General features: G+C 61.1%; 23 protein-coding genes. 11 read left to right on the plus strand and 12 right to left on the minus strand.

Annotation, left to right across the window (positions count from 1 at the left end):
* Positions 1-17: 17 nt before the first annotated feature.
* The 5 genes from ACYUCQ_RS03010 to topA all read left to right on the plus strand — a co-directional run bounded on the left by ACYUCQ_RS03010 (position 18) and on the right by topA (position 6,655).
* Positions 18-968, plus strand: coding sequence for an aspartate carbamoyltransferase catalytic subunit (locus tag ACYUCQ_RS03010; RefSeq protein ID WP_460253020.1), 951 nt, complete (start codon positions 18-20; stop codon positions 966-968).
* Complete coding sequence (locus ACYUCQ_RS03015) at positions 961-2,250, plus strand: dihydroorotase (protein ID WP_460253021.1); 1,290 nt, start codon at positions 961-963, stop codon at positions 2,248-2,250. The genes ACYUCQ_RS03010 and ACYUCQ_RS03015 overlap by 8 nt, the downstream gene beginning before the upstream one ends.
* Positions 2,247-2,834 (plus strand): glycerol-3-phosphate 1-O-acyltransferase PlsY, encoded by a 588-nt coding sequence (gene plsY, locus ACYUCQ_RS03020; protein ID WP_460253022.1) that lies wholly within the window; start codon positions 2,247-2,249, stop codon positions 2,832-2,834. Before ACYUCQ_RS03015 ends, plsY begins: the two co-directional genes overlap by 4 nt.
* Entirely contained in the window at positions 2,834-3,934 is a 1,101-nt protein-coding gene (gene dprA, locus ACYUCQ_RS03025) for a DNA-processing protein DprA (RefSeq protein WP_460253023.1), read from the plus strand. The genes plsY and dprA overlap by 1 nt, the downstream gene beginning before the upstream one ends.
* Before the next feature lie 69 nt (positions 3,935-4,003).
* Entirely contained in the window at positions 4,004-6,655 is a 2,652-nt protein-coding gene (gene topA / locus ACYUCQ_RS03030) for a type I DNA topoisomerase (RefSeq protein WP_460253024.1), read from the plus strand.
* 6 nt (positions 6,656-6,661) lie between these two features.
* On the opposite strand, the gene folK is transcribed toward topA, so the two are convergent.
* Positions 6,662-7,171 (minus strand): 2-amino-4-hydroxy-6-hydroxymethyldihydropteridine diphosphokinase, encoded by a 510-nt coding sequence (gene folK, locus ACYUCQ_RS03035; protein ID WP_460253025.1) that lies wholly within the window; start codon positions 7,169-7,171, stop codon positions 6,662-6,664.
* A 100-nt stretch (positions 7,172-7,271) separates the two neighbouring features.
* On the opposite strand from folK, the gene ACYUCQ_RS03040 reads away from it, so the two are divergent.
* The gene (locus tag ACYUCQ_RS03040) at positions 7,272-7,844 is read left to right on the plus strand and encodes a LabA-like NYN domain-containing protein (RefSeq protein WP_460253026.1); all 573 of its coding nucleotides are present in this window, start codon (positions 7,272-7,274) and stop codon (positions 7,842-7,844) included.
* Between the two features lie 18 nt (positions 7,845-7,862).
* Positions 7,863-8,540, plus strand: a complete 678-nt coding sequence (locus tag ACYUCQ_RS03045; RefSeq protein ID WP_460253027.1) for a uracil-DNA glycosylase — start codon at positions 7,863-7,865, stop codon at positions 8,538-8,540.
* Between the two features lie 97 nt (positions 8,541-8,637).
* Here the strand turns inward: ACYUCQ_RS03045 and ACYUCQ_RS03050 are convergent, their stop codons facing one another.
* Genes ACYUCQ_RS03050 through dapA form a run of 3 tightly spaced genes read right to left on the minus strand, consistent with a single transcriptional unit; the run spans position 8,638 to position 10,705 of the window.
* Positions 8,638-9,306, minus strand: a complete 669-nt coding sequence (locus ACYUCQ_RS03050) for a sulfite oxidase-like oxidoreductase (RefSeq protein ID WP_460253028.1) — start codon at positions 9,304-9,306, stop codon at positions 8,638-8,640.
* A 6-nt stretch (positions 9,307-9,312) separates the two neighbouring features.
* Complete coding sequence (gene smpB / locus ACYUCQ_RS03055; RefSeq protein WP_460253029.1) at positions 9,313-9,810, minus strand: SsrA-binding protein SmpB; 498 nt, start codon at positions 9,808-9,810, stop codon at positions 9,313-9,315.
* Between the two features lie 4 nt (positions 9,811-9,814).
* A complete protein-coding gene (gene dapA, locus ACYUCQ_RS03060; RefSeq protein WP_460253030.1) occupies positions 9,815-10,705 on the minus strand; it encodes a 4-hydroxy-tetrahydrodipicolinate synthase in 891 nt (296 codons plus the stop codon).
* Between the two features lie 157 nt (positions 10,706-10,862).
* On the opposite strand from dapA, the gene ACYUCQ_RS03065 reads away from it, so the two are divergent.
* From ACYUCQ_RS03065 to ACYUCQ_RS03075, 3 genes are read left to right on the plus strand one after another with little or no spacing between them, the layout of a single operon-like run.
* Positions 10,863-12,824: a transglycosylase SLT domain-containing protein gene (locus tag ACYUCQ_RS03065; protein WP_460253031.1), complete on the plus strand. Its 1,962-nt coding sequence runs from the start codon at positions 10,863-10,865 to the stop codon at positions 12,822-12,824.
* Positions 12,821-13,267: a phosphatidylglycerophosphatase A family protein gene (locus ACYUCQ_RS03070; protein WP_460253032.1), complete on the plus strand. Its 447-nt coding sequence runs from the start codon at positions 12,821-12,823 to the stop codon at positions 13,265-13,267. The genes ACYUCQ_RS03065 and ACYUCQ_RS03070 overlap by 4 nt, the downstream gene beginning before the upstream one ends.
* Positions 13,255-13,734, plus strand: a complete 480-nt coding sequence (locus ACYUCQ_RS03075) for a CinA family protein (protein ID WP_460253033.1) — start codon at positions 13,255-13,257, stop codon at positions 13,732-13,734. Before ACYUCQ_RS03070 ends, ACYUCQ_RS03075 begins: the two co-directional genes overlap by 13 nt.
* 24 nt (positions 13,735-13,758) lie before the next feature.
* On the opposite strand, the gene ACYUCQ_RS03080 is transcribed toward ACYUCQ_RS03075, so the two are convergent.
* On the minus strand, positions 13,759-14,277 hold the full coding sequence (locus tag ACYUCQ_RS03080; RefSeq protein ID WP_460253034.1) for a chromate transporter: 519 nt from the start codon (positions 14,275-14,277) through the stop codon (positions 13,759-13,761).
* 43 nt (positions 14,278-14,320) lie between these two features.
* Positions 14,321-14,935 (minus strand): chromate transporter, encoded by a 615-nt coding sequence (locus ACYUCQ_RS03085; protein ID WP_460253035.1) that lies wholly within the window; start codon positions 14,933-14,935, stop codon positions 14,321-14,323.
* Here ACYUCQ_RS03085 and ACYUCQ_RS03090 point away from each other — a divergent pair.
* On the plus strand, positions 14,934-15,446 hold the full coding sequence (locus ACYUCQ_RS03090) for a hypothetical protein (RefSeq protein WP_460253036.1): 513 nt from the start codon (positions 14,934-14,936) through the stop codon (positions 15,444-15,446). The genes ACYUCQ_RS03085 and ACYUCQ_RS03090 overlap by 2 nt on opposite strands.
* Positions 15,447-15,528: 82 nt before the next feature.
* On the opposite strand, the gene pstA is transcribed toward ACYUCQ_RS03090, so the two are convergent.
* The 6 genes from pstA to dnaJ form a co-directional block, all read right to left on the minus strand.
* Positions 15,529-16,440 carry a phosphate ABC transporter permease PstA gene (pstA, locus tag ACYUCQ_RS03095; protein ID WP_460253037.1) on the minus strand — a complete coding sequence of 304 codons (912 nt, stop codon included), beginning with the start codon at positions 16,438-16,440 and terminating at the stop codon, positions 15,529-15,531.
* Positions 16,385-17,233: a phosphate ABC transporter permease subunit PstC gene (gene pstC, locus ACYUCQ_RS03100; protein WP_460253038.1), complete on the minus strand. Its 849-nt coding sequence runs from the start codon at positions 17,231-17,233 to the stop codon at positions 16,385-16,387. The genes pstA and pstC overlap by 56 nt, the downstream gene beginning before the upstream one ends.
* Before the next feature lie 182 nt (positions 17,234-17,415).
* The gene (pstS, locus tag ACYUCQ_RS03105) at positions 17,416-18,462 is read right to left on the minus strand and encodes a phosphate ABC transporter substrate-binding protein PstS (RefSeq protein WP_460253039.1); all 1,047 of its coding nucleotides are present in this window, start codon (positions 18,460-18,462) and stop codon (positions 17,416-17,418) included.
* 180 nt (positions 18,463-18,642) lie between these two features.
* Positions 18,643-19,560 carry an energy transducer TonB gene (locus ACYUCQ_RS03110; RefSeq protein ID WP_460253040.1) on the minus strand — a complete coding sequence of 306 codons (918 nt, stop codon included), beginning with the start codon at positions 19,558-19,560 and terminating at the stop codon, positions 18,643-18,645.
* Between the two features lie 15 nt (positions 19,561-19,575).
* Positions 19,576-20,085 (minus strand): glycine zipper family protein, encoded by a 510-nt coding sequence (locus tag ACYUCQ_RS03115; RefSeq protein WP_460253041.1) that lies wholly within the window; start codon positions 20,083-20,085, stop codon positions 19,576-19,578.
* A 127-nt stretch (positions 20,086-20,212) separates the two neighbouring features.
* Complete coding sequence (gene dnaJ / locus ACYUCQ_RS03120; protein ID WP_460253042.1) at positions 20,213-21,361, minus strand: molecular chaperone DnaJ; 1,149 nt, start codon at positions 21,359-21,361, stop codon at positions 20,213-20,215.
* Positions 21,362-21,446: the final 85 nt, after the last annotated feature.

Genomic DNA, 21,446 nt, shown 5'->3' on the forward strand with positions numbered 1-21,446 from the left:
CAAGCTAAGACGCCTGCATGCAACTGCCCGGACGGCATCTTCTTGGAATCGAAGGGCTTCATCCGGCCATTATTTCCAATTTGCTCGACCTCGCCGAAAGCTATGCTTTGCTCAATCGCTCCGGCAAAACCCGGCGCGATGTGTTGCGCGGGCGCACCCTGATTAATCTGTTTTTCGAGGACAGCACCCGCACCCGCACGAGTTTTGAATTGGCCGGCAAGCGCCTCGGCGCCGACGTGATCAATATGTCCGTCTCCAGCTCGTCGGTCAGTAAGGGCGAGACCCTGCTCGATACGGCGGCAACCCTCAATGCGATGAATTGCGACCTGCTGGTGGTGCGCCATAAATCCTCCGGCGCCCCTGCCCTGCTCGCCCAGAAGGTCGATGCGGCGGTGATCAATGCCGGCGATGGCATGCATGAGCACCCGACCCAGGCCCTGCTCGATGCCTTGACCATCCGCCGCCATAAAGGCCGCCTCGAGGGCCTAACCATCGCGATTTGCGGCGACATTGCGCATTCGCGCGTGGCCCGCTCCAATATTTTGCTGCTCACCACCATGGGCTGCACCGTCCGGCTGGTCGGCCCACCGGTGCTGATCCCCACCGGCATCGAACAATTCGGCGTCACCATCCATCATAGTCTGGAAACTGGCCTGCGCGATGCGGACATTGTGATGGCGCTGCGGCTGCAAACCGAGCGCATGAACGGCACCGGCCCCGGCGGCGGGTTGATCCCCAGCGCCCGCGAGTTTTTCACGTTTTATGGTCTGGATGCCGACAAGCTGGCCCTGGCCAAACCGGACGCGCTGGTGATGCATCCCGGCCCGATGAATCGTGGCGTCGAGATCGCGAGCCAACTCGCGGATGACCCGGCCCGCTCGGTGATTCGCGAACAGGTTGAAATGGGCGTCGCGGTTCGGATGGCCGTGCTCGATACGCTTTCGCGCAGGGCGATTCGCAATGTCTGACACCACCCTAATCGCCAACGCCCGCATCATCGATCCTGCCAGCAATTATGACGCGATTGGTAATTTGCTGATCCAAGGCCAAAACATCACCGATTTTGGTGCCGATATTACCGCACCGGACGGGGCAGCCCGGATTGACGCGACCGGCCTGATCCTTTGCCCGGGCTTGGTTGATATTCGCGCATCATTCGGCGAGCCGGGCTTTGAATATCGGGAAACCATCGCCTCCGCCGCACTTGCCGCCTCAGCCAGTGGCATCACCACCATCGCCGCCCTGCCCGACAATACCCCGCCCAGCGATGATGCTACCATTGTTCGCGCCCTCGCTGGCGCTGGCGCGGCGACCCAGCGTATCACCATTCACCCGTACGGCGCAGCGACCCGGGGCTGCCGTGGCGAGACCATCGCTGAATATGGGCTGCTCGCTCGGGCCGGTGCCATCGCCTTTACCGATGGCGCACGCGCCATCGGGCCAGCGGCCTTGATGCGCCGGGCTTTGGCCTACGCCCACGGGTTTGACATGATCATCGTTCAACATCCTGAAGAGCCTTCGCTCGCCGGTGGTGCCGCAACCGAGGGCGCACGCGCGACCTTGATGGGGCTGCCGGGGATTCCGGCCTGCGCCGAATCGCTGATGGTGGCGCGTGATCTGCGCCTGGTTGAACTCACCGGCGGTGCGATCCATTTCGCCCATATTTCGACGGCGGAATCGCTCGATTTGATCCGTCGCGCCAAGCAAGCGGGGCTGCGCGTGACCTGCGATACCGCACCGCCTTATTTCGATTTGAACGAAACCGCGATTGGCGATTTTCGCACCTACGCCAAACTCTCGCCGCCGCTCCGCCCGGAGGCAGACCGGCGCGCCGTGTGCGATGCCTTAGCCGACGGCACGATTGATGCCATCGCCTCCGACCATCAACCGCGTGACGCCGATGATAAGCGCCTGCCCTTCGCCGAAGCCGCACCGGGCGGGGCCGGGCTTGCAACCTTGCTCGCGATTACGCTGGCGCAGGTCCATAATCAGTCGCTCCCGCTGATGGCCGCGTTGTCGCTGCTCACCAACCGGCCAGCGGCACTGTTTGGCCTTGATCGGGGTGCGGACGGTGCCGGACGGATTGCGCGCGGGCGGCGTGCTGATCTCTGCCTGTTCGCGCTGGACCGCTCATGGCGCATCGAAGCCGGGCGTTTGCCTGGTAAGGCGCAAAATACGCCGTTCGATGGCCGCGCGGTCGAAGGGGTGGTGGTTGGCACCTGGAAAGCCGGGCTCAGGGTGTTCGGATGAGCTTTCTCGCCGCCGCTGTGCTAGGCTACGCGCTGGGTTCGGTCCCGTTTGGGCTTTTGCTCACACGCTGGGCGGGTCTTGGTGATATTCGGGCGATTGGCTCAGGGAATATCGGCGCGACCAATGTGCTACGCACCGGCAAAAAAGGTCTCGCCGCGCTAACCTTACTGCTCGATGGTGGCAAAGGTGCCGCCGCCGTTTTGATCATGACATTCGCCGCCCACGGCCCGACGCCTGCGGCGATTGCCGGGCTGTTCGCCGTGCTTGGCCATTTATTCCCGGTTTGGCTGCGCTTTAAAGGCGGCAAAGGGGTCGCGACTGGCCTAGCGGTGCTGCTCGCTTTTTCATTCCCGGTGGGCCTCGCCGCCTGCGCGCTGTGGCTGATTTATGCGGTGTGGAAAAAAATTTCCTCGCTCGCCGCGTTGATGGCCTTCGCGATGGCGCCGATTTTGGCCCTGATTATCGGCATCGCGCCCAGCAAAACACTGGTTATCCTGCTGATATCGGCGCTGATTTTTTTCAAACATCGCGCAAATATTGCCCGGTTGCGCGCCGGCACGGAACCGCGCATAAACCTCAGGTAGTGTCCGATCCGATTGCACAACTGCGCTTAATCCGCACCGATGGCGTGGGCCCGCAAACCTATCGCCGATTGATCGCACGGTTTCGCACTGCGGCCGCGGCTTTGGATGCGCTGCCCGGCATCGCCCGCAACGCGGGGCGCGCGGCAGCGCCGGTGATCCCGAGCGCAGCACAGGCACGGGCCGAGCTGGATCGTCATGCCGAATTGGGCGCCACGCCGATTTTCCTGGGTGATACGCTCTATCCGCCGCTGCTCGCCGAATTGCCGGATGCGCCGCCGATGATCGCGGTGCGTGGGGATGCCGCGTTGCTCACCCGCCCGACCGTCGCAATTGTCGGCGCGCGCAATGCCTCGGTCAATGGGCAACGGATTGCGGAAACGCTGGCTGAGGATTTGGCGCGTGCGGGCTATGGCGTTGTGTCCGGCTTGGCGCGCGGCATTGATGGTGCCGCCCATCGCGGCGCCCTGCGCGCTGGCGTGACGTTCGCGGCAATCCCCGGCGGGTTGGATAAAATCTATCCGCCCGAACATGCCAATTTGCAGGCGCGGATCGCCGAGGCCGGCGCGGTGATCGCGGAATCGCCCCCCGGCACCGCGCCGATGGCCCGGCATTTTCCCAAGCGCAACCGGATTATCGCGGGTTTGGCGCTCGGGGTGGTGGTGATTGAGGCGGCGCACCGCTCCGGCAGCCTGATCACCGCCCGCATGGCGCTCGATTATCACCGGGAATTGTTCGCCGTGCCCGGCTCGCCGCTCGATGCGCGTTGCCAGGGCAGCAATGATCTGCTCCGCCAAGGCGCGCATTTCACCGAAAATCTTGCGGATATTTTGAATAATCTGCCCCATTACCGCGTCAGGCCGGGCCTCGCGGCGCCCGCGCCATCGCCCATTTCGGCGCCGGATGTGCCCGAAACCGACCCGCAAGCCGCGCGCAGCCAATTGACCGAGCTGCTCAGCGCCAGCCCGATGCCGGTTGACGAGATCGCTCGGCGCTGTCACTTGTCCCCCGCCGCCCTGTCAGCCGCGCTGATGGAGTTGGAACTCATCGGCCGGATCGAAGCCCTGCCAGGCAATCGTGTCGGTCTGATTGCCCCGGTCTGACAGTTTCTGACCACGGCGACCGGACCCGCATTTGACCCGGACGGGAAGAGCGCAGAACATACAGGTCTCATGAACGCCATCGTTGTCGTCGAATCTCCCGCGAAAGCGAAGACCATCAACAAATATCTGGGTGCCGGTTATACGGTTCTGGCCTCGTTCGGCCATGTCCGTGATTTACCGGCCAAGGATGGCTCGGTGGTGCCCGAACAGGATTTCGCGATGTCTTGGGAGGCCGATGATCGCGGCGAAAAACAGGTCTCGGCCATCGCTAAGGCGCTCAAAGGTGCCGATACGCTGTATCTCGCGACCGACCCGGATCGCGAGGGCGAAGCGATCTCTTGGCATGTGCGCGCCATGCTCGATCAGCGCCACGCCCTGAAGGGCGTCAATGTTCGGCGCATCACCTTCAATGAGATCACCAAATCCGCGATCCAGGCGGCGCTCAAAGCCCCGCGCGACCTCGACACGCCGCTGATCGAAGCCTATCTGGCGCGCCGTGCGCTCGATTATTTGGTCGGTTTTACCCTCTCGCCGGTGCTGTGGCGCAAATTGCCGGGCAGCCGCAGTGCCGGGCGGGTGCAATCGGTAGCGCTGCGCTTGATTTGCGAGCGCGAGGCGGAAATCGAGATTTTCCGAGCCCGCGAATATTGGACCGTCGGGGCTGAATTTCTGACCCCGACCGGTGCGACATTTGCCGCACGACTGACCCATCTGGCCGGCAAAAAGCTCGATCAGTTCGATCTGCCCAACGCCCAAGCCGCGCATGAGGCGGAAGCGGCGGTGGCACGGGGCCAATTTTCGGTCGCCAATGTCGAGAAAAAACGCACCCGCCGCCACCCCAACCCCCCTTTTACCACCTCGACGCTGCAACAGGACGCATCACGCAAGCTCGGCCTGTCCGCCCAGCAAATCATGCGCCTCGCCCAGCAGCTCTATGAGGGGGTGGAAATTGGCGGCGAAAATGTTGGCTTGATCACCTATATGCGCACCGATGGCGTGCAAATGGCGGGCGAAGCCATCGCCGCCGCCCGCAACCAGGTTAAATCCGCGTTCGGCCCGGATTACCTGCCCGCCGCACCGCGCCTCTATCAAACCAAAGCCAAAAACGCCCAGGAAGCCCACGAGGCGATCCGCCCGACCGATTTTTCCCGCACGCCCGAGCAGGTGGCCCGTACGCTCAGCAGCGAGCAGGCACGGCTCTATGAGCTGATTTACAAGCGCGCCCTCGCCTCGCAGATGCAATCGGCGGAGCTTGATCAAACCAGCGTCGATCTCACCGATGGCGCCGGCACCACGCTGCGCGCAACCGGCTCGATTCTCGCTTTTGATGGATTTTTGAAATTATACCGCGAAGGCATCGATGATGGTGCCGAGGATGATGAGAGCAAATTGCTGCCGCCGATGGCCAAGGGCGATCCGCTGCGCACTGGTGCTGTAACCGCTGAGCAGCATTTCACCCAGCCGCCGCCGCGCTATTCGGAAGCGACTTTGGTGAAAAAAATGGAAGAGCTGGGCATTGGCCGGCCTTCCACCTATGCTTCGATTTTGTCGGTGCTGCGTGATCGCAATTATGTGCGCATGGATGCGCGGCGCTTCATCCCCGAAGATCGCGGCCGACTGGTCACAGCCTTTCTCACCTCGTTTTTTGGCCGCTATGTCGATACCGGCTTCACCGCCGGGCTTGAGCAAAAACTCGACGAAATTTCGGCGGGCTCTGCGGATTGGCGCGCGGTGATGCGCGATTTTTGGACCGATTTTTCCGGCGCGGTGGAGCAAACCCGCGAACTCAAAGTGTCCGACGTGATCGATGCGTTGGATGAGGATTTGGGCCCGCATTTCTTTCCGCCCCGCGCCGACGGCACCGATCCGCGCGCCTGCCAGGCCTGTGGCCATGGGCGGCTGGGGCTGAAACTGGGCCGGCATGGCGCGTTTATCGGCTGCTCGAATTATCCCGAATGCCGCTATACCGCGCGTCTCGCGATAGATGGCGGCGGCGATGAGGGTGACACGCTGCGCGATGGGATGCGGGTGCTCGGCGAAGACCCGAATGGCATTCCGGTTACGTTGCGGCGCGGGCCGTACGGGCTTTATGTGCAGCTCGGCGAGCCTGATCCTGAGGATAAAAAATCCAAGCCCCGGCGCACCTCGCTGCCCAAAGGGCTGGACGGCGAAACCTTATCGCTCGAACAGGCGCTGGGCTTGCTCTCGCTGCCGCGTGTGGTTGGGCTGCACCCGGTGACCGGCCAGGAAATCGAGGCCGGGATTGGCCGGTTCGGACCTTTTGTCAAAATGGGGCCGCTATTCGCCTCGCTCGATAAAGATGATGACGTGCTGACCATCGGCATTAATCGTGCGGTCGATGCGATAGCGAAAAAGCAGGAAGGCATTCGCGATCTAGGGCCTCACCCCAAGGATCAGACGCCGGTGTTGATCCGCAAGGGCCGGTTCGGCCCTTACGCGCAGCACGGCAAGCTGATTGCGAATTTGCCACGCGGGGCGACGTTGGAGACTTTTTCGCTCGACGAGGCGGTTTCGCTCCTCGCTGAAAAGGGCAAGCCGCTCGCACCGCGTGGCGGCAAGGGCAAGGCGGGAGGCAAGGCAGCAGGTAAAGCAGCAGCCAAGCCGAAAGTGGCCAGCAAGCCCAAGGCAGCGGCCAAACCAAAAGCAGCGGCAAAACCCAAAGCCACCGCCAAAAAACCGCTCAAGGCGGCGCGCGGATAATCCAGCTTACCAGAGCGTGATGCGCTGCGGATCGGTCGCGATCAGCCGTGCGCGCAGCGCGGACGCGGGCGCGTGCAACAGCGGATGGACCCAATCGGGCGCAATGTCGCAAATCGGATCGAGCACGAATCGTCGCAAATGAGCGCGTGGATGCGGCAGGATCGGCGCGCTGCTGCGAATATGCTGATCGATGGCGATCAAATCCAAATCAAGCGGCCGGGCCGCGTTGGCGATGGTGCGGTGGCGGCCAAATCGCGCCTCGATCGCGTGCAGCGACGCCAGCAGATTTTCCGGGTCGAGATCGGGGCCGCCCTGCATTAAGAGTGCGCCATTGCAAAAATCAGGCTGGTCCGGCGCACGAGGGATCGGCTCGGTTCGGTACCAGCGAGAAATCAATCTTAAGTTGAGGTGCGGTAGATCGCGCAAGGCCGTCACCGAGGCCAAGCACGTCGCATAGGGGTCAGTCAAGCCGGGACTTGGCAGGTTTGCACCAATTGCAATAAGGATTGCAGTCATGTCTGAATTCCTGGCCTGTTCATCGCGATTGGTTTAGCGTATCTGGATGGCGGTCGAGTTTCACTATATTTGTCCATTTTCCGCGACGAGGATCATTACTATGCGGCTTCTGCCCCAAGACAAAACGGCCCTTTTCATCGATGGCGCTAACCTTTATGCCGCGTCCCGAGCGATGGGATTTGATGTTGATTACCGACGATTGCTGGAGTTTTTTGGACGGGTCAATCTGATCCGCGCCTATTACTACTCCGCGCTGTTGGAGACTGAGGAATACTCACCGCTCAAGCCGCTGACCGATTGGCTAGCCTATAATGGCTATACCTTGGTCACCAAGCCGGCCAAGGAATTTACCGATGCGACGGGACGGCGGCGCGTTAAGGGCAATATGGATATCGAGTTGGCCATCGATATGCTGGAAATGGCCGATCATCTGGATCACGTCGTGCTGTTTTCAGGTGATTCCGATTTCCGCCGGCTGGTCGAGGCCGTGCAGCGCCGTGGTGTGCGCGTGACCGTGGTTTCCACTGTGAAAAGCACGCCGCCGATGATCGCTGATGAATTGCGCCGCCAGGCCGATCATTTCGTCGATCTCGCGGATATTGCCGGTGAATTCACCCGCCGGATCGCCGAGCCGCGCAATCGTCCGGGGCGCGATGAGGACGAGCTGGAATAATTGCCGCAGCCGCGCAGGGTGACCCCGGATCAGCCCACTCCCATGGCGCTGTCCGGTTCAACACCAACGCCTGATTGCCCGCTCTGCCCGCGACTCGCGGCGTTCCGTGCTGCGAATCGGCTGGCGTTCAGCGATTGGCATAATGCGCCGGTGCCGTGCTTTGGACCGCTTGATGCTTCGTTGCTGATCGTTGGATTGGCACCCGGATTGCGGGGGGCGAATCGCACAGGGCGGCCCTTTACCGGCGATTATGCCGGGCAACTTCTTTATGAAACATTATTAAAATTTGAGTTTGCCACCGGAAAATACGCCGAACGGGCCGATGATGGGCTGGTTTTGCGCAATTGCCGAATCGTCAACGCGGTGCGCTGCGTGCCACCGCAGAACCGCCCCCTGCCCGCAGAGATTGTATCCTGCAATCATTTTTTAGCCGCCGAACGCGCGGCGATGCCGCAGGTGCGTGCGATCGTGGCGTTGGGCGGCATTGCCCATCAAGCCGTGCTGCGCGCTTACGGATTGCGGCAAAATTTCGCCAAATTCGGCCATGGCCGGATAACGATTTTGCCCGATGGCGTGGTGATGACCGATAGTTTTCACGTGTCGCGCTATAATACCAGCACCAAACGTCTGACCACCGCCATGTTCGAGGCGATCATCGCCGCCCAAGCCGAGCGATTAGGCCAACCTAGAGCGTGATTGATTATCATCAATCTCGCTCTAGCCTCTGTTTGTCGATCAATTTCATTGGTTTATCTCAAATCTGGCGATTCAATCTAAACCCATATTGATCTAATCAGCTATAGCGTTCTTCCAGCCACGGATCAGCGTTGTTGTTATAGCCTCGGGTTTCCCAAAAGCCGCGCTGATCGGCGCTGGCGAAACGGATGCGCCGCACCCATTTCGCGGATTTCCATAAATAATAGCGCGGCACCATCACCCGCACCGGCCCGCCATGCTGGCGGGTAATCGGCGCGCCGTTCCAATGATGCACCAGCAGGCAATCCGCACCGGCAAACTGCTCCAGCTGCAAATTGGTGGTGTAATCATCATGGGCCTCGAACAGCACATGGCTGACCGAGAGGGTGGGTTTGACCAGATCGATCAAAGTTTGGATCGAAACGCCTTGCCAATGATTATCGAAGCGCGACCATTGGGTCACGCAATGCATATCGGCAACCAATTCGGTCTGCGGCAACGCCATCAAGCTGGCCCAATCAAGGGTAACCGGGTTGGCCACCAACCCATCGAGCGTCAGGCGGAACGCCTCGCGCGGGATTTCCGGCTGGACGCCCAAATCCAGAATCGGCCAATCGGTCACTTCGCGCTGACCCGGCGGCAGGCGCTGGCCCGGTTCGGCACTCTTGCCGGTGAGCAAGCGACCCTCGCGCGCCCATTCTTGTTTGGTGCCGATCAGCTTATCCTTGATCGCGCCGAGAATTGTGATCGGAGGTTTTTCAGTCATGTTGCGTCATCCACGGTTGCGCATCAATCGCGCTTTATCACGATCCCAGTCACGCTTGGCGATGGCCGCGCGCTTGTCATGCAGCTTGCGCCCCTCCGCGATGCCGAGTGTCACTTTGGCCACGCCGCGTGGATTGAAATGCACATCGAGCGGCACCACCGTCGAGCCTTGTCGCGCAATCGCGCCGAGCAGCGTGTTGATCTCTTTGCGCTTGAGCAGCAATTTGCGCGGCCCCTTGGTGTCAAAACGCGACAGCACGCCGCCTTGATATTCAGGGATATACATATTGAACAAAAACATCTCGCCCTCGCGCTCACCGGCAAACGCCTCGGTGAGCGTCGCACGGCCCATGCGCAGCGATTTCACCTCCGCGCCGCGCAGCACAATGCCCGCCTCAACGGTGGAGAGAATGGTATAATTAAACCGCGCCTTGCGGTTCTGCGCCGCAATGCCGTGCGAGATCAGGCCGGATTTGCGGGCATCAGCCTTGCCGGGACTGGCCATCGGGTCAGGTCTTTGCGGGGAGTGCGAGACCAACGCTGGCCAAGGCGTCGCGCATGCGCGCACGGGCCGCTTCGGTCAGCGGGGCGAGCGGCAAGCGGCAATGATCGGTGCCAAAGCCAAGCAAAGAGGCGGCGAATTTGGCGGGCGCCGGATTGGTCTCAAAAAACATCGCATCATGCAGCGGTAAGAGCTGCGCCTGGATCGCCATAGCGGTAGCGACATCGCCGGCGCGCCAGGCCCGATGCATATCCGCACAAAGCTTCGGCGCGATATTGGCGGTCACCGAGATGCAGCCATGGCCGCCAGCGGCGAGAAACGCCAAAGCGGTATGATCCTCGCCCGAAAGTTGGCAGAAATCCGCACCGCACGCGGCGGCAGTATGCAGCGGGCGGGTGAGATTGGCGGTGGCGTCTTTCACCCCGGCGATATTGCGATGTTGAGCCAGCTTGGCCATGGTCGCGACCGACATATCGATCACCGAGCGCGAAGGTATATTATAAATAATCAGGGGGATATCAATCGCATCGGCAATCGCAGTGTAGTGCAAAACCAAGCCGTCTTGCGTGGGCTTATTGTAATAAGGCGTCACCACCAACACGCCATCCGCCCCGACCTGCTGGGCGTGGCGCGCCAAGCCAACGGCCTCGGCGGTCGCATTCGAGCCGGCTCCGGCAATCACCGGCACACGCTTGCGCGCAACCCGCACTGTCAATTCCACCACGCGCTTATGTTCCTCATGGCTCAGCGTTGGCGACTCGCCGGTGGTGCCCACCGGCACCAAACCGTCGGTGCCTTGCGCGATCTGCCATTCGATGAAACGCTCAAGGGCGGGTTCATCAACCCGGCCATCGTGCTGCATCGGGGTGATCAAGGCTACCAGTGATCCGTGGAACATTTTCTTCTCCATAAGATCGTGATTGTAGGCGCAGCGCCCCACGCTGGGCAAGGCGATGGGCTGCACAGGCGGCCTGCATCCGCGCGATGCGGGGATGGCGGCGCGGGTCGCCAGTTGCTATGCGTAAGCGATGCAGCGCTGGATAATGCGATGGGTGATGGCAATCGGCGCTGTTGGCGGTATTGCGCACGCAGCACCACCGTCCCTGCCCCCACCCAACAGCCCCGCCGCCTTGACCCAAATCATGAGCGATGTGCGCGCGAGCGATTGGGCGGACGCGACGATGCTGGCTTCGATGCAGCGCGATCGGCTGGTGGCAAAGCTGGTCACCTATTATCGGCTGCTCGATCCCGGTGTGGCGCGTGCTGCCGAAATTGCAGCGTTCCAGGCGCGCAATCCCGATTGGCCGCAGCAAACCCTGCTCAATCGGCGCTGGAGCGAGGCGGTGCAGGCCGATCCTAATGACGCCACCGTGCGGGCCGCTTGCCGGCAACGCGCGGCCATGACCAGCAAAATCACACCGAGGGCGAATGCGCGCTGTGCCTCGGCCTTGGCGAGCGATCCGGCACAGGCCAAATTATTTGCCCGCCGCGCCTGGATCGATGGATTTTCCGAACCACAGGACGCCGCCCGGTTTCAGGCGCAGTTCGGTCCCCTGCTCGGCCCGCAAGCCAATTGGGCGCGGTTTCAACGCTTGGCCGGCGCGGGCGATGATCAAGCCGCCCTTACGCTCCTGCCCGGATTGACCCCAGCACAGCGCGCGGTGGGCGGCGCGTGGCTTGCCCTGGTGCGCCAGCGGCAAGACGCCACGACCCGCTTGGCAGCGCTCAGTGTCGCGCAGCAAGAAACGCCGTTTTTATTCCTCGCCCGCGCGCGATTGGCCGCGACCATGGCTGAACGGGTGGCTCTCTGGGAACATCAGGGCGCGGCTGCGGCTCGGCGGGCAGAGCAGCCCGGATCGGGCAGTTATCGGCTGCGCGGCTTGTTTTGGAGCCGCGCCGATGGGCTGGTGCGTGACTTGCTGGAGCAAAATGACGCGACGGATGCCTATCGCATCGCCGCCGCCATTCCGCCCGCCTCAACGGTGCAGCAAGCGAGCCGAGATTTTCTCGCCGGATTCGTCGCCTTGCGGTTCCTGCACCAACCCCAGCAGGCAGCACCTTGGTTTTTGCGCTTGGCCCACCGCGATAAAGCGGTCATCACCCAGGCGCGCGGCTGGTACTGGCTGGCACAAACCGCGAGCGGGCCGACGCAGAAGGCCGATTTGGCCCGAGCGGCGGCGTTTCCCGATAGTTTTTATGGCCAATTAGCCGCGCTGCAGGCAGGCGATACCGCCGCACAGCTCGCCGCACGGATCAGGGCTGCGGAACGGATCAAGCGCAATGCGGTTGTCGATGTGGAATTTGCCGAGCGCGAATTGCCACAGGCGGCCTTTGTGCTGAGCCAGATGGGTGCGCCGCGCCGTGCATCAGCGTTTTTGCTGCGCGCCGGCGAAGCCTCTGCCACGCCAGCCGATTGGGATTTGGCGGCCCAACTGGCGCAGCGCCTTGGCCAAACGCCCATTGCCGTCGCGATTGCCCGGCAAGCCGGTGTGCATGGGGTGATGCTGATCCGCCAAGGCTGGCCGATCCCGCCCAGCTTTAGCGGCGCGACGAGCTTGACCCTGGCCATCTCCCGCGAGGAAAGCAGTTTTGATCCGAACGCGGTGAGCGGCGCTGGTGCCATTGGGCTGATGCAATTATTACCCGGTACGGCGGCGCAAATCGCCCGGCGCGACGGGCTGGCGGCTGGCGGCGCGGGCCTGCGCGATCCGGGACAGAATATCGCGCTCGGCACCGCCTATCTGGCGCTACTCCGGCATCGATTTGGTGATTGCACCCCGCTGGCGATTGCGGCCTATAATGCCGGGCCGGGCAATGTCGCGGCGTGGCTGTCGCGCTTTGGCGATCCGCGCTTGCCGGTGGCAGCGGGCGGCGTGGATTTGGTGACCTGGCTGGAGGAGATACCGTTTGGCGAGACACGTAATTATGTGCAGCGGGTGACCGAGGCGATGGTGGTGTATCGGGCCTTACAGGGCAAATCAGCGCGTGATCCGGTGCAGCGTTGGGTGCATCCATGACAGGCGGGGCGTGGTGGCTCGCCTCGGGATTGGGGGTGGGTTCGGTGCCACGCGCGCCGGGAACCGCAGGCTCGGCGCTCGGCCTGTTGCTCGGGCTGATACTCCTGGCTTGGTTTGGCTGGTTTGGATTGTTGTTCGGCGTGGTGTTGGTGAGTGCCGCCGGACTTTGGGCGATCCCACGCACCGGGGCAGACGCCGATGATCCGGGTTGGGTGGTGATCGATGAGGTGGCCGGGCAAATGATCGCGCTGCTTGGCTTGGGCAGCGGCGGGTGGTTTGCGGTAATCATGGCTTTTGGCTTGTTCCGGCTGTTCGATATTTGGAAACCCGGCCCGGTTGGTTGGGCGGATGCGCGCCATGATGCGCTCGGGATCATGGCGGATGATTGGATCGCCGGGCTGCTGGCGGGCTTTTCGCTCCTGGTGCTCCAATGGGTGTTTTGAGCGAACGGGCGTCCGCTTTGGTGGCGCGCGCGCGGGCGGCGGAGCAAAAAATCGCGACGGCGGAGAGCTGCACCGGCGGGATGATCGCGGCGGCGATTACCGATATTGCCGGCGCATCGTCGGTGTTTGGCTTTGGCTTTGTGACCTACGCCAATGCCGCGAAAACCGCCATGCTGGGCGTCCCTGCCCCGATGATCGCTGCTGAGGGCGCGGTGAGTGAGGCAGTGGCACGGGCGATGGCAAGCGGGGCGCGCACCCGTGCTGACGCGGATATCGCCATCGCGGTGACCGGCATTGCCGGGCCGGAGGGTGGTTCACCGGAAAAGCCGGTCGGCACGGTTTGGTTTGGCCTCGCCACGCGCGACGAGGTGCGCGCCGAACGCAGGGTGTTCGCCGGTGACCGCGCCGCCGTGCGCGCCCAAACGGTTGAGCATGCACTAGCGCTCCTGCACGCTGCCATCGGCTAAACGCTAAGCACCACGCAGCGATCATCAGGCGAAACCGAGGACGCCCAGGATTGTGGCGGCGGCCAGCAGCCAGAGCGGGTGGAGTTTGGGCCGCAGAGTCGCTGCGAGAAACACCGCCATCGAGATCAGCGCTTCGCGCCAATCATGATCGGCGGCGCGCAGCAATACCGAGGCGGCAGCGAGCAACAGGCCGCCAGTGACCGGCGTGATCGCGTTTTGCAAAATGCGTCGCCAGCGCGCCTCCCGAAACCGATGCCACCAACCAGCGACCGCATAAGTCAGCGTGCTGGACGGGCCGATCATCGCAATCGTGGCGACCGCCGCACCGGGCAGCCCCGCCACATGCAAGCCAATCAGCGTCGCGATCAGCATATTCGGGCCGGGGCTTGATTGCGCAACACCGAACAAGGCGGCGAATTGCGGCGCGGTCATCCAATGATGGGCAATCACCGCGCGCGCCATGGCCGGCAGCGTGCTGGCAACACCGCCGATGGCGAGCAGCGATAATTCGGCGAACAGCAATGCCAAGGTGAGCAGGATCATCGCCTGGGGACCATCAAGGCGGGGACCATCAAGGGGGGCACCATCACGGCGTGCGCCCGCGCGCGACCAGGATCGAGACGGGAAAAGCGATTAATATCACCACCGGCAGGGCAAAATGCAAAATGGCGAACAGGGTAAAAGCAAGTGCGACCACCGCGATGGTGGCAATATGGCGCAAAGAGGGTGTGGCGATTTTGACCGCCGTGGCCAGGATCAGCCCGGACGCCCCGGCGGCAAGACCTTCGAGACCATGATGGACCAGGGGTAATTTGCCATAGCGCTCGAATAGCAAGCCGAGCGTGACCACAATAGTGATCGGGGCGGCGAGCAGGCCGGTGAGCGCGGCGAAGGCACCGGGAATCCCCCGATGGCGCGCCCCGAACGCCACCGATAGATTAACAATGTTGGGGCCGGGTAGAAATTGGCAAAGGGCGAATAAATCCGCGAACTCCGCATCAGTCAGCCAGCGCCGTTGATCGACCATGATCCGGCGGGCGAACGGCAACACCCCACCAAAGCCAGAAATGCCGGCAGCAAAAAATCCAGAGAACAAATCGCGGAGCGAGAGCGTTGGGGGGGCTTGCGACTCCATGTTCATACTGTCGGGGATAATCGGGTGATCGACAAGATAAGGGCGGCTGCGATAGGAGCGGCCCATGGATGAGCATGAAGCAGAGCTGGAGGCACAGCGCGCCGGTGACACGGGCCTAGCGGTGCTGGAAGTCTGGGCAGGCGCGCCAGCCCCATCACCGCCTTACCTTGTTGTCGCGCTGATGGTGCTGATCGCTCTCGGCGGGCCGATCATGTTTGTGCATATCGGCGCGAAAAGCCTGTTTCTGACCGCCATGGCACTGTTACTGCCGATTGCCGCCGCCCTGGTGGTGGCCGGGGCCATCGGCGATTGGCGGCGCTATCATCAGGATCGCGCGGTGCGGATCAGGGCACTTCTCACCCCGGATGGCGTGTCGTTGCGCGGTTTGCGCGATCAGAACGACCATTATCGCTGGGATGAGATTGCCGATGCACGGGTCACGTTGAGCGTTCTGATCCTGCATCTGCACGGCGAAGGCGGCCAGCGCACCCGGCGCGCGATGCGATTCTCACGCCTGCAAACCCCGGTCGAAATGATCACCGCCCGACTCAAGACGGCAATTTCAATCAAAAAATAGTTTTTTCGCCAAAAACATAAACTCGATACCGCGTCATCGAGGGTGCGCCGCGACTTGGCCGCATCGCCGCCGTCTTAAGCTATCAAGCGCGCCTCCGAAACAACAGTCGCGACAAAACGCTCAGAGTAAGAACCGTGAAGATCAGCACGAGAGCACCACCCCAAGCTTGATTATGCCAAATCTGATAGGGAGAAATCGCGTAAGTAAAAACCTGGAGCGACAGTTCACCCATTGGCTTGGTCGGATTAAATTCCCAAAACTGACTACCGAAGGCCGTGAACAACAGCGGTGCCGTCTCGCCGGTGACCCGCGCGATGGAGAGAATAACCCCTGTCATGATGCCAGGACGGGCAGCGACCAAAATGCAGCGAAACAATGCTTGCACCTCATTTGCGCCCAAGGCCATGGCCGCCTCGCGCATCTCGCGCGGCACGGTCTGCAACGACGATTCTGTGGTGCGAATCACGATTGGCATCATCAGCACGGCGAATGCGAATGACGCAGAAAATGCCGAGAAATGGTGAAACGGTGCCACAAACACAACATAGGCAAAGATACCAATCGTAATACTCGGCACACTGGCCAAAACGTCGGACGAGAATCGGATCGCCTCGTTTAACTTTGATGAGCCAAAGAAGCTTATATGTATCCCAATCAAAAAGCCCATGGGGATCGCGATGATTGCGGCGATCGCGACGATAATCAGGGTGCCAACGATACCATTACCGACACCACCGCCCGGCACACCAATCGGGTGCGGCACTTCGGTCAGGAACGGAATATTAATCGAGCCAATCCCCTGATAAACAACATAGCCAACAATGAATATCAGCGCGCCGGCCACAATAATACTCGCGACCGCTGAAAGTCCGGTCCAGAAACCGCTGATGATTTTGCGCTGTTGCTCGATTGATCCGCTATTTATCAACGACATTCCTTTAGGCTTCCCCTGTCCGGCGCTTGATCGAGCGAAGGAACAAACGACCGACAGCATTCACCGCCACGCTGAGAATCAACAGCATCAGGCCAAGCTCCACCAATGCACTTAGATAAATCTGCGATGTGGCTTCGGTAAACTCATTAGCGATGCCAGCAGCGATTGTGTAACCCGGTGCGAATAAAGACGCAGAAATCGCCGGACGGTTGCCGATGACCATGGTCGTTGCAATCGTCTCGCCCAATGCGCGGCCAAGGGCCAGCATGAACGCGCCGAAAATACCGCTCTGCAAGTTGGGCAGCACCACCTTCGTCACCGCCTCCCAGCGCGTCGAGCCAAGCGCGAGTGCGGATTCGCGAACCGAACTCGGCGTTGAGATGATCAAATCTCGCGTGATTGCCATGATTGTTGGGACGATCATCAAAGCGAGGATCAGCGCCGCAGTAAAATAATTGACTCCGTAAATTGTGCCCTGGAAAAGCGGCAAAAATCCGAGCGTGTCCTGGAAAACCGGCCCGATGTAATTTTGCACAAGTGGCGCGAGCACGAACAAACCCCAGAGACCGAACACAACGCTTGGCACCGCCGCCAGCATTTCAATCAACACGCCCAGCAGACCTGACAGGCGCTGGGGTGCAAATTCGGCCAGAAATATTGCGCTAATCACCCCGATGGTTCCCGCAAAGAGCAGCGCCATGAGTGAGGTGACGAAAGTCCCGTACATAAATGCAGCGGCACCAAATTTACCGGTGACCGGATTCCACACTGTGGTCCATAAAAACCGAAAACCAAAAGTTAAAATGGAGTCCCAAGATCCTTCGATCAGGGTGAACACCAAACCAGTCAACATGATGCCAAATAACGCGCATGCTGCCCAAAGCAGCAATCGAAACACTCCCTGACCGATATCCCGCGACTGATGGGCAATCAGCACGGGCGGGGTTGACTCTGGCAACGTCACTATATCCGACATCTTATCTTTTTACCCTAAAGCCGGGGAAGGCAGACCCCTCCCCGGCATGGATCAATTAATCAGTTGATCTCCTTGACCTTCCTGACCGCCATCTGTTGAACATTTGCGGGCAGCGGCACATAGTCAATCGTCTTAGCGATCGGCTGGGCCTTGGTCGACAACCACGTAAACAGCGTCTTGATTTCATTGGCAGTTTTCGCGTCAGCATAATGCTTACGCAGCAAACCCCACGAATAGCCGCTGATCGGATAGCATTCCGCGCAGGACGAGTCGACAATTGAGAAGTTGGTGGAGGACACGTTCGGCTTGGTCGCCGCAGCGGCGGCTACGGTCTTGATCGACGGATAAAGGTAATGACCCGCACGATTCTCAAGCAGGGCGTAAGGCATATTGTTCTGCAAAAGATAGGCGAGCTCGATATAACCGATCGAACCGGGCGTGTTCTTGACCAGCCCGGCCACACCCTCGTTACCCTTGCCGCCAATGCTGCTCGGCGCTGGCCAGGAGACAGCCTTGCCCGCACCCACTTTGGTCTTCCATTCAGACGACACATGACTGAGATAGTCGGTGAAGATGTAGGTTGTGCCCGAGCCGTCCGACCGATGGACTACGGTGATCGCCATGTTCGGCAATTTCACGCCGGGGTTGAGCTTCTCAATTGCTGGATCGTTCCACTTAGTGATTTTACCAAGATAAATATCCGACAGAACGGCAGCATCCATATGCAGCCCCTTGCCGATACCTGGCAAATTATAGCCAATGCCCTCGCCACCCAGCGCAACCGGCACCTGGACGATCGGGAAACCGGCCTTCTTCAGCTCACCCGCATTCATCGGCACGTCGCTGGCACCGAACGAGACAGTTCCGGCCGAGAATTGCTGAATTCCGCCACCACTACCAATCGACTGGTAATTCACCGTGATGTCGTGATGCAGCGCCGAGTATTTGTAAAAGGCCGCCGAGAAGAACGGATAGTCGAAGGTCGAACCTGCACCCGTCAATTGGGTGGCAGCCTGGGCGACGCCAGCGCCAATGCCAGCGATCAGAAGCGCCGCTGCGCCAACGCGAAGAAGGATTGAACTCTTCAATTTTAAATCAGATCGCATGATCTATCTCCCTAGTGATAGCAGGTTACATCTCCACATTACGAAAAGTTTCGTAATGCCGCGCTCGCAGCATCTAGGCCACCGCTCCACACAAAGCGAGGTCAATCAGATGAAGATTTGATGACATCCATACTGCTGATCTTAAGTCAGCATCACGCGACCCGATGCTCGCCACGTGACCTAATAGATCAATTTGAAATGCATGGTTGCGATCACTTGTTCCTGCTTCGCGGGGCTACCCGGCGGAAATGGTGGCACGTGAACGCCGCCCTGAAATAAGCCGAGCCAAGCCATATCGAGTAGCGGCGCGCCCGAGCTGCTGAGCAAGCGCAAATTGCGCACGCTGCCATCCGGCATGATCGTCATCGCGATGGTGACCTTGCCCTGCTCCTGATTATCAGCCGCCGCTTGCGGATAATATTTATGCGCGTTGACCCATTTGTTGAACGCGCTCTCCCAATCCGGCCCCGCCTTGCCCTTGAAGGTAATCGCAGGCGATTGATGGTCCATATAAGATTGAGATAATTGCAACGCCAAATGGCCCGGCATCCGGTGAAATGGCGATGGCGCAGCTTCACTATGGCCAAAGGACATGCCAGGCATGATCCGATACGGGGGCGCCGCGTGGCGCAATGTGGCCCGATTCGTTGGGTTCGGCGGCGCGATGCGGGGCATCGGGGTTGGCAAATGATCGAGCGCGGGCGGAACACTGGGCGCGGGCTTGGGCGGGGTTAGGCTCACATGCGGCGCTTTGGGCGCCGCCGCTGCCGGTGGCGGCGCTGCGGGCGGTGCGGTATCAAGGGCGCGTTGCGGCGGGCCTTCACGCGAGGATCGTGGCGCGGTGGTTTTGGTCGCGGATTTGGTCAGGCCCGTGCCCTCAAACACCACGGCGATGGCCGGTTGCGCGGGCGGCGGCTTGAGTGCGCGATGCGCCGCGAAAAGCAGCACGGCAAGGATCAGCGCATGCAGCACCATCGAAACGGGCAGCGGGATCAGCTTATGCTTTGGGCGCGGGCGGCGAATGCCAAGCGTCGCATCCGCCGCACCGAGGCTTAGAATTGCTCGCGGGATCGGCCCGTTATGCCTGATCGCGCGCAAGGCGGTTCCGTTAGATCAATAACCCGGCGGCGGATAAGCGGGCGACGGATAGGTATAGGAATTATAAGATGGCGGTGGTGCCGCCATCTGCTCGCCATTGCCGACCATGCATTGGCTATAGGCGATGTTATATTGCGCCTGGATATTGCTCGCGGCGTTCTGCGCAACCGCACCGCCATTCGCCGCACCGAGCAGCAAGCCAGAGCCACCCCCAATCGCCGCACCCGCGCCGGCATTACCGCCCGCCGCACCGATCAACGCGCCAACCGCCGCACCGAGCAACGCGCCGCCTGCCGCACTATTATTAGCCGCCTGCGTCGCGCCCTGCCCTTGCCCGGCGACCTGTTGCTGCGCGTAATAGCGGCACGCCTGATCATTATGCTGGAAACTGCTAAAAGGTTGGCCGGGAGCGGGCATCGCAACGACGGTAGGCCCCATCGGCGGCGGCACCGCACAGCCCGCGAGCACACTGAGCAATGCAAAAGCGGAGAGAGATTGCAGCCAAGGCGATGTGCGCAACGACATGTTTTGCTCCGTCAGAGAAATTTCGCTCAATCAGACCCATCCGATCATCATGCGATGGCCGAATATATCGTCATTGCCGCTACCATGCCAGCGCCCGCCACGGCGATGCACAAAATGTAACCAACCGCTAAAAACCCTCGAAAAACTCACGAACCTTGGAGAAAAACCCTTCATTCTCCGGGCTGCCCGCTGCATTGCTCGCGGCTTCGCGGTCAAACTCCTCAAGCAATTCGCGCTGGCGCCGGGTCAAGTTTTGCGGGGTTTCCACCGCGACCTGGATATACATATCGCCACGGCTGGTGCTGCGCAGCACCGAGAACCCCTTGTTGCGCAGCCTGAATTGATCGCCAGTTTGGGTGCCGGGTGGAATTTTCACCCGCGCCCGTGTGCCATCGATGGCCGGAACCTCGATCTCCGCCCCCAACGCCGCCTGGCTCATGCGCAGCGGCACGCGGCAGAAAATATTGCTGCCATCACGCTGGAAAATCGGATGCGGACGGATCGCCACATGCACATATAAATCACCCGGCGGCGCCCCGCGCCCGCCGGCCTCGCCTTCGCCGGACAGGCGAATCCGCGTGCCATCCTCAACGCCGGGCGGAATATTGACCGAAATAGTGCGCTCGCGCGGCACCGTCCCCGCCCCGCCGCACACGCGGCAAGGATTGCGCAGCGCCCGGCCAGAGCCACCGCAAGTGGGGCAGGTTCGCTCCACCATGAAAAAACCCTGCTGGGCGCGCACCCGCCCGGAGCCGTTACAACTCGGGCAGCTATCGGCGCTGGTCTGCTTATCGGCCGAGCCGGTTCCATTACAGGCGTCGCAATTCATCCGGGTCGGCACCCGCACTTCGGCCTTGGTACCGGTGAAGGCGTGGGTCAGCTCAATTTCAACGCCGGCACGAATATCATTGCCGGTGCGCTGCGCACGCCCACCACCACGGCGATTACCGCCGCCCATGGCCTCGCCGAACATTTGCTCGAAAATATCGCCAATGCCACCCTCAAAGCCGAACCCGCCAAAGCCGCCGCCAGCGCCCGGCCCGCCACCGCCTTCAAAAGCCGCATGGCCGAACCGATCATAGGCGCCACGCTTTTGATCATCCTTCAGGACGTCATAGGCTTCGTTGACTTCCTTGAAATTATGTTCGGCGGTTTTGTCACCGGCGTTGCGGTCGGGGTGAAATTGCATCGCCAATTTGCGATAGGCTTTTTTCAACTCATCGGCAGAAGCGGTGCGCGATACGCCGAGCACTTCATAATAATCACGTTTCGCCATGGCGCGGCTCAGTCCTGGGTCACGGAAACAGAGAAAATCCCCGGACCATCGCTGATCCGGGGGGTTTGTCGGTGCAGTGTCGTGA

Source organism: Acidiphilium sp. MT5 (genome assembly GCF_054767495.1).